Source organism: Marinobacter fonticola (assembly GCF_008122265.1).
GTDB lineage: Bacteria > Pseudomonadota > Gammaproteobacteria > Pseudomonadales > Oleiphilaceae > Marinobacter_A > Marinobacter_A fonticola.
Map to the genome: position 1 here is coordinate 3,323,186 of NZ_CP043042.1, position 18,403 is coordinate 3,341,588.

At 56.8% G+C, this 18,403-nt stretch carries 14 protein-coding genes; 8 read left to right on the top strand and 6 right to left on the bottom strand.

Translation table 11 applies throughout. The annotated features are described in order from the left end of the window. Window positions 1-13: 13 nt before the first annotated feature. Together FXO11_RS14835 and FXO11_RS14840 are read left to right on the top strand one after the other, a co-directional pair. Window positions 14-1,237, top strand: coding sequence for an MFS transporter (locus FXO11_RS14835; RefSeq protein WP_148863705.1), 1,224 nt, complete (start codon window positions 14-16; stop codon window positions 1,235-1,237). Window positions 1,238-1,731: 494 nt separating this feature from the next. Continuing rightward, window positions 1,732-3,192 (top strand): SLC13 family permease, encoded by a 1,461-nt coding sequence (locus FXO11_RS14840; RefSeq protein WP_148863706.1) that lies wholly within the window; start codon window positions 1,732-1,734, stop codon window positions 3,190-3,192. A 105-nt stretch (window positions 3,193-3,297) separates the two neighbouring features. On the opposite strand, the gene FXO11_RS14845 is transcribed toward FXO11_RS14840, so the two are convergent. Further along, window positions 3,298-4,902, bottom strand: a complete 1,605-nt coding sequence (locus FXO11_RS14845) for a BCCT family transporter (protein ID WP_148863707.1) — start codon at window positions 4,900-4,902, stop codon at window positions 3,298-3,300. A gap of 349 nt (window positions 4,903-5,251) precedes the next feature. On the opposite strand from FXO11_RS14845, the gene FXO11_RS14850 reads away from it, so the two are divergent. Next, entirely contained in the window at window positions 5,252-5,596 is a 345-nt protein-coding gene (locus FXO11_RS14850; RefSeq protein ID WP_148863708.1) for an EF-hand domain-containing protein, read from the top strand. A gap of 141 nt (window positions 5,597-5,737) precedes the next feature. On the opposite strand, the gene FXO11_RS14855 is transcribed toward FXO11_RS14850, so the two are convergent. Both FXO11_RS14855 and thpD read right to left on the bottom strand, forming a co-directional pair. Continuing rightward, window positions 5,738-6,166: a host attachment protein gene (locus tag FXO11_RS14855; RefSeq protein WP_148863709.1), complete on the bottom strand. Its 429-nt coding sequence runs from the start codon at window positions 6,164-6,166 to the stop codon at window positions 5,738-5,740. 311 nt (window positions 6,167-6,477) lie between these two features. Further along, entirely contained in the window at window positions 6,478-7,386 is a 909-nt protein-coding gene (thpD, locus tag FXO11_RS14860; RefSeq protein WP_148863710.1) for an ectoine hydroxylase, read from the bottom strand. 520 nt (window positions 7,387-7,906) lie between these two features. Between thpD and FXO11_RS14865 the strand changes: the two genes are divergently transcribed. Both FXO11_RS14865 and FXO11_RS14870 read left to right on the top strand, forming a co-directional pair. Further along, entirely contained in the window at window positions 7,907-8,689 is a 783-nt protein-coding gene (locus FXO11_RS14865) for a Crp/Fnr family transcriptional regulator (RefSeq protein ID WP_148863711.1), read from the top strand. 241 nt (window positions 8,690-8,930) lie between these two features. Beyond that, window positions 8,931-9,704, top strand: coding sequence for a Crp/Fnr family transcriptional regulator (locus tag FXO11_RS14870; protein WP_148863712.1), 774 nt, complete (start codon window positions 8,931-8,933; stop codon window positions 9,702-9,704). A 66-nt stretch (window positions 9,705-9,770) separates the two neighbouring features. Here FXO11_RS14870 and FXO11_RS14875 read toward each other — a convergent pair whose 3' ends face one another. Further along, entirely contained in the window at window positions 9,771-11,015 is a 1,245-nt protein-coding gene (locus tag FXO11_RS14875) for a cation:proton antiporter (protein WP_148864938.1), read from the bottom strand. Window positions 11,016-11,305: 290 nt separating this feature from the next. Between FXO11_RS14875 and FXO11_RS14880 the strand changes: the two genes are divergently transcribed. After that, window positions 11,306-12,112, top strand: a complete 807-nt coding sequence (locus FXO11_RS14880; protein ID WP_148863713.1) for a Crp/Fnr family transcriptional regulator — start codon at window positions 11,306-11,308, stop codon at window positions 12,110-12,112. A gap of 15 nt (window positions 12,113-12,127) precedes the next feature. On the opposite strand, the gene FXO11_RS14885 is transcribed toward FXO11_RS14880, so the two are convergent. Both FXO11_RS14885 and FXO11_RS14890 read right to left on the bottom strand, forming a co-directional pair. Next, window positions 12,128-14,419: an EAL domain-containing response regulator gene (locus tag FXO11_RS14885; RefSeq protein ID WP_148863714.1), complete on the bottom strand. Its 2,292-nt coding sequence runs from the start codon at window positions 14,417-14,419 to the stop codon at window positions 12,128-12,130. Window positions 14,420-14,617: 198 nt separating this feature from the next. Next, window positions 14,618-15,526: a hypothetical protein gene (locus FXO11_RS14890; RefSeq protein ID WP_148863715.1), complete on the bottom strand. Its 909-nt coding sequence runs from the start codon at window positions 15,524-15,526 to the stop codon at window positions 14,618-14,620. Between the two features lie 346 nt (window positions 15,527-15,872). Between FXO11_RS14890 and egtB the strand changes: the two genes are divergently transcribed. Together egtB and egtD are read left to right on the top strand one after the other, a co-directional pair. Further along, on the top strand, window positions 15,873-17,174 hold the full coding sequence (egtB, locus tag FXO11_RS14895) for an ergothioneine biosynthesis protein EgtB (RefSeq protein ID WP_148863716.1): 1,302 nt from the start codon (window positions 15,873-15,875) through the stop codon (window positions 17,172-17,174). 65 nt (window positions 17,175-17,239) lie between these two features. Further along, window positions 17,240-18,217 (top strand): L-histidine N(alpha)-methyltransferase, encoded by a 978-nt coding sequence (gene egtD / locus FXO11_RS14900; RefSeq protein ID WP_148863717.1) that lies wholly within the window; start codon window positions 17,240-17,242, stop codon window positions 18,215-18,217. Window positions 18,218-18,403: the final 186 nt, after the last annotated feature.

The window sequence follows — 18,403 nt, forward strand, 5'->3', positions numbered from 1 at the left end:
CAGTAAGGATGCCATGTCGGCTTCAGTGTCTACTCACGATTTTTCTCGATTCAAGCTATTGCTGATCGAGTTTGCCCTGGCCATGGGTGGATTCGGCATCGGCACCGGCGAGTTTGCCATTATGGGTCTGATGCCCAACATGGCGCAGGATCTCGGGGTCAGCGAGCCCCAGATTGGCCACCTGATCAGCGCCTATGCCTTGGGTGTGGTCGTCGGCGCTCCGTTGTTAGCGATCCTGGGGGCACGGCTCTACCGGCGTCACTTGCTTCTTTTGTTGATGGCATTTTATGCCCTGGGCAATATCGCGAGTGCCATGGCACCCACCTATGAATCGTTGATGGCACTTCGTTTTATTGCCGGGCTACCCCACGGTGCCTATTTCGGCGTAGCGGCCTTGGTCGCCGCGACGCTGGTGCCACCCAGCCAAAGGGCCAAGGCGGTGAGCCGAGTCATGATGGGCCTGACACTGGCCTTGCTGATCGGCAACCCCCTGGCAACCATACTGGGTCAATCCCTCAACTGGCGGTACGCTTACATCTTTGTCGGCCTGATCGCCGTACTGACCGTCGTCCTGGTGTTCTTCTTTTTGCCACTCAATCGCCAGGAAGTACGTAACAGCCCCCTGCACGAAGTCCGGGCGTTCCGCGGCGCCCAGCTCTGGTATGCCCTAGCCATTGGTTCCATCGGCTTTGCCGGCATGTTCTGTGTGTTCAGTTATCTGGCGCCTACGCTGCTCAACGTCACCGGCATGGACCCCTTCTGGATTCCTATTGCGCTCGCCGTCTTCGGTCTCGGCGGCTTCATTGGCAATCTTCTGGGCGGCTGGCTATTCGATCGCCTGCAATTTCGTAGCGTCGGGCTGCTGCTGGTCTGGGCCATCGTGACGCTTTCGCTGTTTCCCCTCGCCAGTGAGTCGATCTGGACCCTGCTGGCGATCTGCTTCCTGGTCGCCCAGATGTCCGCCTTGGGGCCTGCCTTGCAAACACGGCTGATGGATGTTGCAAACGACGCACAGACCTTGGCCGCTGCATCGCACCACGCCGCTTTCAATGTGGCCAACGCCTTGGGCCCCTGGTTGGGCGGCATGGCGATAACCGCAGGTCTGGGCTGGCAGTCCACCGGCTACGTTGGCGCCGCCGCCGCTGCCGCTGGCCTGGCGATCTTTGCCATGGCCTGGAGACACGAGGTCGGTACGACGACACTGACCGAAGCCACCGAGCAGCCCGGCGCCGGCTAATAGCTCGGCTGTGAAAGCTATCGCGTCATGGCGTGTGGGACGGGGACGCCTGCCGGACCTTCAGCCATCGCCCGTCGCGGATGCGCCATGCAGCCAGACAACATGAAAACCTGACAACAATAGAGTCACTTGCGCTCAACCGAAGCCTCTGCAACTTTTAATAGACGCTGGAATACGTTTAAGGAACCTCTGATTAAGTCTATTGGCGATTCTGCAATCCTTGAGGGCCTTTCTGGCAAGGCGCGAATCGCCGGGAAGGGTGGTTCCCTTGCCAAGATTTGCAACGAAGACTAGGAAGGCCCTCAAGGTTTGCCCGAAGGGGCTTGTCCTGAAAGCCGGAAGCCGCGTTGCGGCTTCTTGAAAGGCAACCAGCCTTCCTGCAAAGCCGCGCCTTGATTCCGGCTTTCAGGGCGAGCCAGAATCGCCAATAGACTTAATCAGAGGTTCCCTAATAAAGGACAAAAGGTCGACGTCTACAGAGGGAAGGACGAGGCATGGACGAAAACGATGCGCATGGACAAGAGAAGAAAGGGCTGACCCGGGCACAGATTATCGGCTTTATCCTTGGCCCGCTGTTTCTGCTGGCCACGCTTATCCTGCCGGCGCCGGCAGAAATGTCGGAAGAAGCCTGGCGCGCCCTGGGCCTGATGCTGCTGATGGCCACTTGGTGGTCCACGGAAACCATCCCGATTCCCGCAACCGCGCTGATTCCCATCAGCCTGATCCCTGCTCTGGGATTGGGCTCCATCAAAGACGCCACGACGCCCTACGCCAATCCGATTATTTTCCTGTTTCTGGGGGGCTTTGCTATCGGTCTGGCGATGCAGCGCTGGAACCTGCACCGCCGCATCGCCCTTAACATATTGCGTGCCGTCGGCAGCCAGCCCCGACGTCAAATCGGCGGGTTTATTCTCGCCACGGCCTTCCTCAGCATGTGGGTCTCGAATACCGCCACCAGTATTATGATGCTGCCCATCGGGCTGTCGGTCGTTAACATGCGCGAAAGCGAGGACCCGGAGGCCTCGCGTCAATTCGCAACCCGCTTGCTACTCGCCATCGCTTACGCCGCCAGTGTCGGCGGGATTGCCACGCTGATCGGGACACCGCCGAACGCCCTTCTCGCCGCCTATTTGGCAGACAATCACGACATCGACGTGGGATTCGCGCAATGGATGCTGATCGGCGTTCCGGTATCCCTCACGATGCTCGTAGCCGTGTGGTGGTGGCTGACCCGTGGCGATCTCGGTTTCAAGGATGGCGGCGAGAGCGGACAGCTAATTCGCGATCAGCTTAAAGAGCTGGGAAGCATGGGCCGAGGCGAAAAGCTGGTGCTCACCGTGTTCGTGCTGACCGCCGCAGCCTGGATCTTCCAGCCACTGCTATCCGACGGTCTGCTGCCCTGGCTCGACGATACGGTGATCGCAATCGGCGCCGCCGTCGCCCTGTTCCTGATCCCTGTGGAGCTCAAGACCCGCACCTTCCTAATGAACTGGGAAACCGCACAGGACATCCCCTGGGGCGTTCTATTGCTATTTGGCGGTGGTTTGGCACTGGCCAGCGTCATCAGTAGTTCGGGGCTGGCGAAATGGATTGCGGAGAGTCTATCGGTGATTGGCGTGTTGCCTGCGATACTGACAATTGCCCTGGTCGCAGCGGTTATCATCTTCCTCACCGAAGTCACCAGCAACACCGCGACCGCCGCCGCCTTCCTGCCTTTGATGGGCGCACTGGCCACATCTCAGGGCGCCGAGCCCTATCTGCTTGCGGTGCCGGCAGCGATTGCCGCTAGTTGCGCCTTCATGATGCCGGTCGCCACACCGCCAAACGCCATCGTCTTTGGCAGTGGGCACATGCGGATCGCCGACATGATCAGCGCCGGTTTCGTGCTGAATCTCATCGGCGTTGCGGTTGTGACAGTGATCGGATACGCGCTGATCGGCGTTGTGTTTGGCTGACGTATTTAAGTCAGGATTCAAACTGCGTCCTTGCCAGCCAATCGGCCAGAGGCCTGGGCTTTCCAGGCCTCTGGTGCACTGTTTGGTTAATTCGCTGGAAAATACCTACTTTCGCTCACCAATCCCCAATCGCTCCCCATCGAGCTCATAGCGATGGCGCCGGTACTGCTTCAGGCCCACCAAAAGCCCCAAACACATTAACAGCAGCAGGATGACGAACGGAAAGCCAGCAATGGTGGCAACCGATTGCAGCGCTTTCAAGCCGCCAGCCACCAGCAGCACCGACGCCACCACGCCTTCGAGAATCGCCCAGAATACCCGGGTAGATGTTGGCGGATTCAGGTCCCCGCCCGAGGTAATGATGTCGATCACCAGCGAGCCGGAGTCAGACGAGGTGATGAAGAAGATAGCAACGGTGGCAATGAGCACCATCATACTGCCCAACGAGACCCACTCCGGCACCGGGAAATTCTGCAGGAACTGAAAGGTCCCTTTGGCGGCGTTGGACGTGATTGTCGGTGCAAGGTTGCTGCCTTGATACAGCTCGCCATACAGCGCCGTACCCCCCATGATCGTCAACCAGACCATGGACACAATCGTCGGAACGAAAAGTACACCCAGCATGTATTCCCGAATCGTGCGCCCACGGGAAATACGCGCGATGAACATCCCGACGAAGGGCGACCAGGAAATCCACCAAGCGAAATAGAATAGTGTCCACTCATTTTGCCATTGAGTCGCATCGGGTGATTTGAACGCTTCGGCGTAGGTGCCCCGGCTGGGAATCTGCTGAATGTAGGAGCCGACGCTTTCAATCATGGCATGGAACAGAAACTGGGTAGGGCCCGCGATCAACACGTAAAGTCCCAATATGCCTCCGGTCACCATGGCGAGCTTGGACAGCTTCTGAATGCCCTGATCCAGCCCGGTCACGACAGAAATGGTGGCGATAGCCGTCACGCCGCCAATCAGTCCTACCTGCATGTACTTGTTTTGCGGTAGAGAGAAGGTTTCGGCCAGCCCGGTGTTCATCTGCTCGACGCCGAGGCCGAGGGAAACCGCAACGCCAAACAGCGTGCCCACAACCGCAACCACGTCGATTGCCGCACCCAGGCGGCCGTTCACTCGCTCGCCGAGAAGCGGATAAAACGCAGAACGCACGGTTAGCGGCAGGTCACGGTTATAACAAAAGAAGCCCATCGCGAGCCCTACCAGGGCGTACATCGACCAGCCATGAAACCCCCAGTGGAAGAAACTATGGACCAGGGCATCCCGCGCGGCCTGCTCTGTTTGCGGCTCGCCGAACGGCGGGTTGGCAAAGAACGAAACCGGACCGGCGACGCCGTAGAAGAGGAGCCCTACCCCTGTCCCCGCCGCAAACAGCATCGAGTACCACCCCCAACTGGAGAAATCCGGTCGCCGGTCCACCCCGCCCAGCCGAATATCGCCGTAACGGCCGAAAATCAGGTAAAGCGCAAAGATCAGGAACACATTCATCGCAAGCAGGTAAAACCAGCCCATGCCATTGGCAATGGCGTCTTGGACAACCTTAGCGCCTGATTCGAGTTGACTGGGAACGACGATACCGGCCAGAGCCAGCCCCATGATGATGAGTGCTGCGGGTATGAACACCCGGCGCTGTACCGGAATGCCCATCAGGTTGTTCTTGCGCGTACTGCCGTAACGCCCCTTATCGGATGAACCTGCCATGGTCCGCCTCCTTGGCGTAAATGTGGATCCTTCACACCGACTGCAGTAAAAGACACCATTGAGTTAGTGGTTCATTAACGGTTGTACTTTTAATGGCTGTACTTCATTCAGCGCACCAGCGCCGATAGCCAATGCCCATCAAGACCTCTTAAACAGTCAAACACACCATTTTTTCTTGGCAATTTAAGTAAGTTTAACGTTTCGACAAACGCACCTTGGGGTTGAGTCTTTCCGATAAACCCAACATATTCTAATAATGGTTATGAAAACTGATCGGAGGAACCCAAACCCTTTCCGTTCAGGCCAGGGAGCTCATATTGGAAGCAAAGAACCTAAGGAGAGATAACCTATGAAGACAAGCTTGAAGACCCTGCCCACCCTGCTGAGCCTTGCCCTCATCGCTCCGGCCATTCAGGCGGGCGACTATCAGGGGGGTAGCGTCACTCCCCAGCCCGCGCGCGAGTCGAATACTCACTACCCGGGTTTGGGTATGAGCCAGGGTGGCCTGGACACCAACCTGTTCAATCAACTCGACCGCAACCAGGACGGCACGTTGAGCGGTGAAGAACTAGACGCCTACGGCGAGCCTGCTGCCGGTGAAAAGAAGGAAGAAAAGCTACGCCTGCTAGATCGGTACGACGCCAATGATAATGGCACGATCAGCCGTGAAGAGTTCGATCAAGGCGAGGAATAGTAGAAAAACATGATGCAGAAGCCTTGTGGCGCAATCCTGTAAGCGATTTTAGGGCCCGGGACGCGTTGGTGCTATCGATAGCAACCTCGCGCCCGGGTCCGTCGCCGAAGCTACAGTGATCGGCTCACGGCTTCCTTCACCTTAATGGAAGAGCTGCTTGCGAATGCTCTCTTCGTCGTGAGTCACCAAGTTCTTGTCCAGACTTTGCGTCACCATTTTGCTAAGGGGCTTGCTCAACGAATTGCGAAGTATCCCGAGAAAGTTGGGCGCAGCAACCAGCACCAAGCTGTCAAAACGCCCTTGCTGCCGGCCTTCCTCCAACTTTTCCACAATGTTGCTGGCAAATGACTCGTGCTCTTGCCCCTGGTAATCCGGTTCTTCCATCTGGTTCTGGGCCACACCCATCCGGTCGTTGGTTTGTCCGGGCTTGTCAGCCACGAGGTCTCCATTATGAAGACGGCTTTCTGGGTGCTCGAAAGATGCAATCTCGGCTGGCGTATTAATGCGCTGGGTGGTTGCCAAAATACGGGCGTGAGCACTATCCGCTACGACGATCCAAGTCTTGTCCATGATTCCTCCTGTTGCGTATGGCAACGGCGACTTTCACGGAATGGCCGGTGAGGACTCGATTCCAGAACGCGACCATCCCTCCTTATAACCTTAGCCTACGAAAAGGCGTTGGACACGAAAAGGGGTTACCCGAAAGGATACGGAATTGTAACCCTCATTTACGTGCTCTCCCTGTCTTCTAAGGGCTCTTTATGCGTTCATTGAGCGCAACGAAGGTATTACTTGTCGCACGCGATGTGCCCGCCAATGATTGACTATGATCGCCAATCTGGTTTAGCGAACGCCTGCGATGGAAGCGGGACAGGCTTCCATTACGTGTTCGCTGACAGCGCAACATTGCGCTTGCGTGCGCCCAGGTATTCCGGACGGGGCTGGGTACCGGCGAACGGTTCGGCCAGGCGATTTTCAACGCTGTTATAGACGAAGAACAGGTTGGCACGCGGCCACGGCGACAAATTGGCATTGGAGGCGTGCAACGTATTGCAGTCGAACAACAGAAGCGACCCGGCAGGTCCGGTCGGCGCTTCGATGCCGCGTGAGTTCGCCAAAGACGCTATATCGTCCCGGTCGGGCACGCCGATTTCCTGGCTCTTGAGCGACTTCAGCCAATTATTGTCAGGGGTTTTGCCGACGCAGGGTACGAACCGACGGTGTGACCCGGGTATCAGCATCAACGGACCGTTAAAGGCGTTGTTATCGGTCAGCATGATCGATGCGCTGACCGCACGCATCTTGGGCATACCATCCTCGCTGTGCCAGGTCTCGAAATCCGAATGCCAATCGAAACCGCCACCGCAGAACCCGGCCTTACTGTTGATACGCGATTGGTGGATGTAGACGTCGCCGCCTAAAAGTTGCTGGGCCATGCCCAGTAGTCGCGGATCACGCGTCATGCGATCAAAGGCTTCGGAAAGCTCATGCATGGCGAACACCGAGCGAATCTTTTCCCGCTCCGCGTCCATGATGACTTCCTCACGGTCCCGCATCTGCGGATCTCGGGCCATCGCATCGAGCTCTTCGAAAAAGGGTTCGACAACCTCTTGAGGGAAGAAGCTTTCAAGCCAAATGAAGCCGTCACGCTCGAACTGATCAAGCTGGGAGACGCCCAAGGGACCATGCTCACGTGCTTTGCCAGTGCTGTGTACGACCGGTTCCCTGCGATCAAACGTACCAAGCTTGTCGTCTAACCTGGTGGGGTAATGATCTGCAGTCTGCAACATACCTAAAGACTCCTTTGTAAGTGTTTGTAACCAACGCTACAAAACTATCAGTGAGCCAAAAGGCGAGACACAACATAAGTTGCTACAACATAGGTCAAAGGAACAAGTTATTTCCTTTAAAAACAGATAATTAAGAAGCACAAAACAAGAAAATGGAGCGAATGAATGAAGCAGCTGTAACTTAACTACGAGGATGATTTGAGCCTGTCAGGGGATGCTTACGGTGCAAACCTCCATCGCTCCTGACGATGTATCTACAAAAACGCCACAAGAAAGAAAAAAGGCACTGATTTCGGGTAGCTAGACGCACCATTGAACAAATTAAGAGCAAAAACCCCGCTAGGTTAAGGTTATTTCATTAAAACCACGAGGCGCTAAACATAGGTTATGGAGTTCCGAGCGCATCAGAGGCTGAATAGGGCGCTATACAAAGCTGTACAGAATAACTGAGGCTAACAAAGCACTTACGACACAGCCCAGAAAAGTTTGGTCATTAACACCTCCGCACAGAATAGCGTTCATGACAGACACTTTGGACACCCGCTTTATCGTTAAGCAGTTCGAAAACTACATCCCTCTTAGCTGTAAAGATAAGGAACTTGTCAGCTCGCTGGTAAAGCCTCCGGTTACTTACCTTAAAAACACTTCGGTATGGCATCAAGGCACCAGCTCGGAACGCTTCTACATTCTCAGCAAAGGCTGGGTCTACGCTTATAGGAATATGGAAGATGGAACCCGCCAGGTTCTCGATCTTTACGTTCCAGGCGATATTATCGGCTTACGGGAATTTGCGTTCCGTAAGCGTGGATCGGGACTGATGACCCTCAGTAACGCGGAACTCTATCCCTTTTCCATGCCGCAATTAAGTACTCTCTTTGCCCACTCTCCATCACTGTGCAATGTCCTCTTTACGATTGTTGCCCGCCACCAAGCGATCCTATTGGAACGCATGGTCAATCTGGGCCGGCGATCTGCAAGGGAGAAACTCGCCCACTTCCTGGTCGAGTTATCGGAACGACTGCGGCGGGTTCAGCGTATTCCCGGCAATGCTTTGGAGCTGCCCGTTCCCCAGGCGCTACTGGCCGATGCCTTAGGTTTAAGCGTCGTACACGTGAACCGGACCTGCCGCGAACTGAAAGAGAACGGCTTGGTAATGCCGGCAGGGAGTGGACTGACGATTCTGGATCTGGAGGGCCTACGGAAGGTCGCCCAGTTCGATGCTTATTACCTTGAGCACGATGCAGAAACTCTATCGGCCTATCTGCGCACATCGGCTGAGGCAAATGTTTCGCCGGATTGCTGAGGCAGTTCGGATAAGTCTAGTATTCAGCGTATCGTTTCTTTGGGGCTGTACGTGGACGCACCATCTCCGTAACCTGATAACCTTAAGCTGAGGAATTTTCGCCGACACCTCCTTACCACCACTTGGAGGTTCGTCTTTCCGACGACGAAATCATTACGCAGACGATTTAAACGAAGCTTACTGAGCTCTAGGAGTGCATTTATCATACTGCTGCCGAGGACTTTGTAAGAGGGAGGACACTGTGGACGGCAGTTGCATCATCAAGCATTTCGAATACTATTCGCCCTTGACCGATAACGACAAAGTCTTATTGGATTCTCTGGAAAAGAATGCCAAAACGTATGCGAAGAACACAACGGTATGGGAGCAGGGCTCAAGCTCGGAGTATTTCTACACCGTAAAGAAAGGCTGGGCCTTTTCACATCGCTTGTTGGAAGACGGCTCGCGCCAGGTGCTCGATCTTTTCGTACCGGGCGATATCGTCGGGTTACGCGAATTCGCCTTCAAAACCCGGGTATCCGGACTCACGGTGCTTAGCGATGCCGAACTTTGCGCGTTTCCCAAGTCCAGGCTAACGGAAGTCTTCGCCGAGTCTCTACTGCTATGCAATATATTCTTTACCATCGCGGCCCGCGATCAGGCCATTCTGCTTGAACGGGTGGTCAACCTGGGTCGCCGCTCCGCGATTGAAAAACTGGCTCATTTCCTGGTGGAAATCTCACAGCGGCTGAAAAAGACCAACGCCGACATTGGCAACCATACCAAGCTACCGTTGACCCAGCCCATGCTAGGCGACGCCCTTGGGCTTAGCTCGGTCCACGTTAACCGAACGTTCCGCGAACTGAAGGCCCAGGGACTGATCAACCCTTGCAATGGACATGTCGAACTTCTGGATTTGGCTGGTCTTGAAGAGCTGGCCCATTTCGACCACACCTACCTCCAGGAAGATATCACCGGCATGCTTGAACATGCCCGGGAATTACAGAAGGCAACCGACCAGCGCCGCCAGTCCTGACCGTATTCGGTTTAAGGCGCGATGCCCTCGAAGGTTCGAGAACGTCACTTCGCCTGGGCTAGTGCACTAGGGCGTTTTACGATGACCGGAACCCATCACCCGCTTGAGGGTTAATCCCTGCACCAGAATCGAAAAAACCACCACGACGTAGGCCATCGGCAGGATCAAATCCCGTTCCGGCCCGGATGGCAGTGAGAGCGCCAATGCGACGGAAATACCGCCTTTGAGCCCGCCCCAGGTCATCGCACGAATAGAATTGGGATTGAACTCCCTGAATGGCCTAAGTGCCATAACCGGTATGCCCACCGCCACCAGCCGCGACAGCAGCGCCAGTGGAATCGCCGCCAGCCCGGCCCATAGGATGGGCAACTCGAAATTCAGGATCAGCAGCTCCAGCCCCATCAACAAGAACAAGACGGCGTTGAGCAGTTCGTCGACCAACTCCCAGAACGTATCCAGCTGCGCTTCGGTCTTCTCCGACATGGCGAATTTACGCCCGTGATTGCCCAGCATCAGCCCGGCGACAACCACCGCCAATGGACCCGACATATGCAGCCGGTTGGCCAACGCATACCCGCCGGCGACCAAAGCTACGGTTACGAGAATCTCGACCTGATAATTATCCAGTTGCCGCAGTAACCGGTAGCCGATGTAACCGAGTAGGAAACCCAGCACCAGGCCGCCCACGGCCTCCTCCAGAAACAGTAACCCAATGCTGGAGAAAGTCGCTTCCCGTTCACCCTGGGCGATGCCGAGAATGCCCAGAAAAACCACCACCGCGACGCCATCGTTGAACAGCGACTCACCGGCAATCTTGGTCGACAGGCTATCGGGTGCATCGACCGATTTCAGGATCGCCAGAACCGCGACGGGATCGGTGGGTGCCACTACCGCGCCGAACAGCAGGCAGTAGATGAAGGGCAACGACAGGCCGAGCCAGTCCAGCACAAACCACAGAGCGCCCCCGACCAGAAACGTCGTCAACACAACGCCCAGGGAGGCCAGCAAGGCCACCAGCCATTTTTGCTCTGCCAAGTCGTCCAGATTGACGTGCAAGGCGCCGGCGAACAGCAGGAAACTCAGCAAACCGTCGAGCAGTGTTCTGCCCAGGTCGGCCTGCCCTACGAGCTGCTCGGCCCAATCGGTCAAATCATGGATACCCAGGTGGTTGAGTCCCACCAGAACCAGCGAAAACAACAGCGAGAACGCCATGACGGCGATACTGGTGAGCAAGCCGATAAAACGGGCATTGATGTAGCTGAACAGGGCCGAAAGGCTCAGCAGGATGGCAACGATCTCGAATAGCGTCATGTGGTCCATCACATTGCTTTTGGGGAAATGATGCATCGATTGGAGCAAATAAAGCGCCGTATTACCAACTACACAAGAGAAAGTATCCGCATCGCGGCCTGTTGCCGGCATGTTGATCGTAGACTTTTGATACAAGGCAAAGGTCAGGGTGTTATTCTTGAGTCAGGTATCACTTAGTACGTCCCGCAACGAGACCAGCGGCCCGTTTCGTTAGCGATAAGATCGTCCTACTTCGCTTTTAGCAACCATAATAACGACACGCCACTGGCACGGGCCTGGAGGGGAACGCAATGAAATCGAGCTGCATTATCAAACATTTCGAGCATTACTCACCGTTGACCGACGATGACAAGGTGTTGCTCGACTCCCTGGAAAAGAGCCCTAAGGAGTACCGCAAAAATACGTCGGTCTGGCTACAGGGAGAGCCTTCCAACCACTTCTATACCGTCAGTCAGGGTTGGGCCTACTCCTACCGCAACATGGAAGACGGCAGCCGTCAGATACTCGATGTATACGTTCCCGGCGATGTCGTCGGCCTGCGGGAGTTTGCCTTCAATAAACGCATCACCGGGCTTATGGTGATGTCCGACGCCGTGCTCTGCGCCTTTCCTAAATCCCGCCTAACAGAGGTCTTTGCGGAATCTCTGCTGCTGTGCAGTATTTTCTTCATGATCTCGGCAGCGGACCAGGCGATTCTCCTTGAGCGCCTCGTGAACCTGGGCCGCCGTTCCGCCCGACAGAAGCTTGCTCATTTCCTGCTGGAAATTTCCAAGCGGCTGGAAAAGACCAACATCGATGTCACCAATCACCTCCAGTTGCCTTTAACCCAAACCATCCTTGCCGACGCGCTGGGTTTGAGCGCCGTGCATGTCAACCGTGTCTTCAAGGAGTTGCGGGAAGAAAAGCTTGTCGGACAGATCAACGGCAACATTAAGCTCTTGAACGTTGCCGGACTGCGCGAAGTGGCCGGCTTCGACGGCACTTATCTGGAAGAGAACATTGAACCCATGTTGCAGCAGGCCCGTCAGATGCAGGGGCGCATCGACGGGGCTGGCGGTGCGAACATTTCAGATTTGAACCTGGTGGCGAACCACTAAGGCATTAGAGGGACCTTAAACCGGCGTTTCCAGCGTTAGTGGTTTTTTTAAGTACGCCATGAGTCCGTCGAACGGCATGGGGTGGGTGAATAAATAGCCCTGCCCCAGGCTACATCCCAGCCGAGTCAGCAGGTCTCGCTGCCGGTTATTTTCCACCCCCTCTATGACAAGCCTGAGCTGAAGCTTGGGCGTCATATCCGCAATCGCCGAAATCATCGACGTGGCGCTGGGCGTGTCTTCGGTCGCTCGCAGGAACGAGCCGTCCAGCTTGAGGGTGGATACCGGGAGAGCCAGTAGCCGTGAAATGGACGAATAGCCGGTGCCATAATCGTCGATGGTGAGCGCGAAACCGCGCTGCTGCAGTTCCTGAAGGACCTTCTCCATGCGAGCGATGTCACTCATCATGGCCGCCTCGGTCACCTCCAATTCCACCGCTTCCGGTGGCAGACCGGCCTGGCGCACCATGTCGGCGATACGCGCGGGTAGCGACGGTTGCCAAAGCTGACGGACCGACAGGTTTAGCGACAAACGCAAGTCTGGCAAATGCTCTCGTGCTTTGCGCAAATCCTCGCAAGCCTTGCGAAGCGCCCACTCACCCACACGGATAATCAGCCCGGTTTCTTCCAGCATCGGCAGAAAGGCCTTCGGCGCCACCGTGCTGCCATCGGGCTGAGGCCACCGCAGCAGGGCTTCCACCGAGTGCACATCGCCGGTTTCGAGATCGACCACCGGCTGATAGTGCAGCTCGAAATCCTGCTGCTGCACCGCTTCATACAAGTCTTGCTCCAACGCTACGAGACTGGAATGTTCAGCCGACAATTGGGCATTGTAGAACTGATAGCCATTGCCACCCTGGCTCTTGACCTCGTACATGGCCTGATCCGCCAAGCCCGGCAACGCCATCGCTTCCTTGGTGTCGCGAGGAAACAGGCTGATACCGACACTGGCGCCAAGATAGTGCTCGTTGTGGCCATCGGTGAACGGTTTACGCATGCCGCTAACGATCCGCTCCGCAACCTGGCTGGCTGCGCCGGTCAAATACGTGTGCTGGCTTTCCTCGTTGTATTCGAGGCCCGTGTCCAGCTTCTCGAAAGGCATCAGGATCACGAATTCATCGCCCCCCTGACGCGATACGAAATCCTCTTCGCGTACCAGCCCCTGTAGACGCCGGGCCACTTTACGCAGCAACCGGTCACCGACTTCGTGCCCCATGCTGTCGTTGATGCGCTTGAAGCCGTCCAGATCGACGAACAACACCGCCGCGTAACGCCCATGACGATCCGCCTGGGCGCCCAGAGTCGCCAGCTGTTCATGGATCCACTGTCGATTCGGCAGCCCCGTGAGCACGTCTCGATACGCCCGCAGTTCAGCACTGTGTTTCGCCTGGCGTAAAGCTTCGCGATCACGCAAGGCCTGCAAGCCAAAGGCTATATTTTCGCTCAGCCGCCCCATCAGCTCGATTTCCTCGGCCGTGAAGGCATGCCGCATCTCCGAGTAGAGCACCAGAATACCGTCCCGCGTCTTGTCGAAGCGGCAGGGCAGCACCAGGCAGGAGCCAAAGCCATACTCTTGCACCATATCCCGCCAGGGCGCGATATTAGGAGCGCTCGCCATATCGTCGCAGACTTGAGCCTGGTGATTGCGGATGGCCCGGCCGGCGGGGCCGTCACCCTCCGGCCCTTCGCCCCAGGTGGGAGAAACATGCGTAAGGTAGTTGCCAGCCGTGCCACTCTGGGCAAGGACGTCGATGCTCTTGCATTCATCGTGCTTGGCCAGCCCGACCCAGGCAAAACGGAATCCACGATTGCTCACCAGCTCGTCGAGCGTGCTATTGAGCAATTCGTCCTCGCTGTCAGCGCGCAGAATGAGTTCGTTACACGCGGCAAACAAAGAGAACGCCCGGCCCAGGACGCGGAGTTCACTGTCGCTCTGAGCAACACGCTCGCGCAGACTGACCGATAGCTCGCGCACCCGCAGCAGGTTGTTGACCCGGGCGAGAAGCTCGGCGGGCTGAAAGGGCTGGACCATGACGTCATCGATCTGCTGGCCGATCATTCCCATGGACGCATCCAGTTCCCGCGCGGGCAGCATCAACAGGACCGGCATGGCCGCCGGCGCCTCGCGGGACCGCAGTATGCCGATCTCCTCCCGCCAGGCCTGCAGGGCCTCTCGGTCGACAATGACCAGATCTAACCCGCCAGCGTGGTGCAGTTCCGCCGGATCGGCGGTGACATCATGGCTGGCGAGCGTCGCCTCGATCAGGCGACTTTCGTCAGAATGACCTACAAGGGATAAAACACGTGTCATAGGGGTCCCTAGGAAAACGAGTGTTATTCCCCGGACCTTACGCGACAACCGTTTCCCAAGTCCTTAACTTAAACAAGATCTTGAGAACGTTTAATTTCAGTTTCATCCCGCTTGATGCGCTTTTTGTGACAGCGGCGTCAGTAACTTAGGGCATGTCGCTGCTGTTTCCAGAACAGCCCTTGCCGGTAAACGTTAATCTTACTTGCTCGGGCCACCGCCCCTTTCTCCCTCTTGCCGACGATAAAGCTGATAAATCGTCTGAAAATGCGACACGCTATCGGGCAGCAACGTGCCGGTATAAAGGTCGACCGCTAACTTCTGGATATCCTCACGCTCGAGTACTCGGTTGACCTCGGCAATGATTTCCCGGCCCCAGTCGCCTTCGGTACAGCCATAGTAGTCGTTGATGTAATCCGGTTGTTCGGACAGCGGCAGGAAGCCAAGGTCCGGCGCCCCCCGATCTCCCCATATCTCGGCGGCACCCTCGCCGTGGGTAAAATGGCCAGCCTCGGAAGAATACGCCAGCACCGCATCCACGCGCTTCGCTTTCAGCATCTGGAGCAACAGCGGGCTGTTACGCGAGGCAATAAGCCGCGTCGTTATGCCTTCCGGCGCATAGCGAGCTCTGACGATTCGATCGACCTCCTCGCCGTAGCTTCTTCCGCGCACAAACCCCAAGCGAATCGACGATTCATCCATCACCCGAGCGAGACTTAATTCGCCGTTTGCATCGATAAAGGATTTCAACTTCTCTTCGCTGCCCGCTCTGACGACCAAGCCCGGCGGCAGCATCGGCAGCACCGGCCGGGAGTACGCCACGTAAGGGGTACGCCCCGGTACTTTGATCAGCGCATGGGAACACATCTGCCGACCTTGCTTCATGTCGTACAGCAAACGCGCGTAGTTCGACGTTCGAAATCGGTGCCGGTAATCCGGCAGCGCTGCGATCACCTCTAAGTGAAGACGGTCCATAACACCGTATTGGCCGGCCGCCATCTCAAGAAAAAAGGGTGGAAACTCCGGTGAACGCCATTCCACAGTCGCAACCTGAGACTGGGCATGGGTGACCCAAAGCACGCATAGCGAACAAACCATCCAACGCAGCATTCGACCTATTTCACCTCCCCAGCTCACGCCGCCCGTCAAGAACCCGTTCGGTGGCAATATGGAACGTTACCTCTTAGCGTAAATGGTCGGTCGACGACGTCTCAAGCTCAAAACGCGCGTGCCCTACCAAGAGTTCATTTGCAATCCAGTGCTTTAATTGTAGTAGTCTAAAAGCAGCGACTTGGATGCATTATCGGTTAAAAATGCTTAGGGAACCTTAGCATTCCTGCAATCCCCGGCAGTCAGGAGTTCAGCCGAGTCGTTGCTGTAACGGAAGGGCCATTGGCCGTCTGGCCGATGGCCACTTGGTTTATGGAGACACGCTACAGAGCAAGGAGAGAGCACCATGATTGGATTCGGTAAGCTCGCCGGCCGGGACGTGGACGAGCTAGCACCACTCGAACACATCCGTAACATGTACCGGGACGTGCGCCAGCGCTTCGAAGACTACTGCGCGCCCCTGGAAATCGAGGACTACGGGCTCCAGGCCGTAGCGGAAACCAGCCCCGCTAAATGGCACTTGGCCCACACCAGCTGGTTCTTCGAAACATTCATCCTCAAACCCTTCATGCCGGGCTATCAATCGCCCAACCCCCAATTCGAATACCTGTTTAATTCCTACTACAACGGCATCGGCGCGCAATTTCCCCGGTCGCAACGCGGCCTGTTGTCGCGCCCGACGGTGGCCGACGTTTACGACTACCGCCACGCCATCGACGATGCCATGATACGGCTGCTTGAATCCGGCGACGGCGGCCTGAATACAGGCGATCTGAATACGATAGTCACTCGAACGGAGCTGGGCCTGCAGCATGAGATGCAGCACCAGGAACTGTTCTTCACCGACCTGAAATACAATCTGGCGCTCAATCCGCTTTGCCCGGTCTATGTCGATGCACCCGGGCATGAGGAACCCACCCGCCCACTTGCGCTGGCTTGGACGGCCCAGGAAGGCGGCATCCTCAAGATGGGCGCGGACGCCGATAGCAGCTTTTGCTTTGACAACGAAACCCCGCGGCACCGGGTTTTCCTGGAACCGTTCGAACTGGCTAATCGGCCGGTGACCAATGCCGACGTGCTCGCCTTCATCGAGGACGGTGGCTACCAGCAGCCGGCGCTTTGGCTTGCCGATGGCTGGGGCAAAGTGCAGCAGGAGCAATGGCAGCATCCGCTCTATTGGCGTCAACAGGACGGCGAGTGGTTCGAGTTCACCCTGCACGGTCTGAAACCGCTCAACCCCTATGGTATCGCTTGTCACCTCAGTGCCTACGAGGCCGATGCCATTGCGCGCTGGTTCGACGCCCGCCTGCCGACGGAATTCGAGTGGGAATCGGTTGCCCAGCGCCAGCCCGTCAAGGGACATTTTGTCGACAGCGGTCTATATCACCCCGAAAGCGCGGACCCCGATACGTTGTTCGGCAGCATCTGGCAGTGGACCAGCAGCGCCTATGCACCCTACCCCGGCTACCGGCCGGCGGAAGGCGCCATTGGCGAGTACAACGGCAAGTTTATGTGCAACCAGCTGGTGCTACGCGGCGGTTCGTGCGTGACGGACCCACGTCAGGTTCGCGCCAGTTATCGCAACTTCTTCTATCCGCCGGATCGCTGGCAGTTCAGCGGCGTCAGGCTCGCCAGGGACGCTCGTTAGGGGCTCATTGGGCTTTCTTATTCGGGGTTCTCGCTGGGGATTCTCACTAAGGAAAGGGTAAAAACATGGCCGGATCCGCCAAAGTACTGCGCACAAAACTCGATTACGTCAACATGCACCCGGGTCAACAGGACGTTGTCGCCGAAGTGCTTGAAGGCTTGGGGCAGACACAGAAAACGCTCAGCCCCAAGTTTTTCTACGATGAACGCGGCTCTCAGCTGTTCGAGGCCATCACCGAGCAACCGGAGTACTACCCCACCCGCGCCGAGCGAATGGTGCTGAAGAACAAGGCGTCGGAAATCGCCGACCATCTCGGCGCAGGCGCCATGCTCATCGAGCCTGGCTGCGGCAGCTGCGAAAAGGTGCGCTTGCTGCTCGATGCCCTGAATCCGTCGCGCTATGTGGCGATGGATATCTCCTCGGAGTTCTTGTTGAGCTCGGCTAACGCGGTCGCCAGGGACTTTCCAGACCTGGAGATCCAGGCCATCTGCGCCGACTTCTCTCAGCTCGACGCCCTGGCGCTGGAAGAAAGCAGCGCGCGACGGGTCGCCTTCTTCCCCGGTTCGACTCTGGGCAACTTCGATCCGGCCACCGCGCGCGATTTCTTGCGTGCAGTGCGTCACTTGGTGGGTGACGACGGCGGCCTGCTGATCGGCGTCGACCGGCACAAAGACACCGGCATCCTTAATGCGGCATACAACGACCAGGCCGGGGTCACCGCGGCATTCAATCTCAACGCGTTAACCCATCTCAACCGCATCCTGCCAGCCAACTTCGATACCGATGCCTTTCGCCATAAGGCGTTCTATAACACCGAAGCCCGCCGCATCGAAATGCACCTGGAAAGTCTGCGGGACCAGTCCGTACACTGTGCGGGCCAGACGATTGACTTCCACGCTGGCGAAACCATTCACTCGGAGAACTCCTACAAGTATACCGATGCGCATTTCAGTCATCTGGCACAGGAGACCGGCTTCAGTGTGGACGCCGATTGGTCCGATCCCCAGTCGCTGTTTTCGGTGTTTTATTGCCGGGCAAACTGACTGTACTGTCCCGGCCAACCGTACTGTCCCGGCCCAACCGTACTGTCCCGGCCCAACCGTACTACGCCGTCCGACTGTACTACCCCGCCCAAAGGAACCTTTGGGCGGGTTTTCCGACTGATAAATTGAACTACGCTCATTGTAGAGGAGACGAACTAACCGGCCCGAAGGCATAAAGCCTGGGCC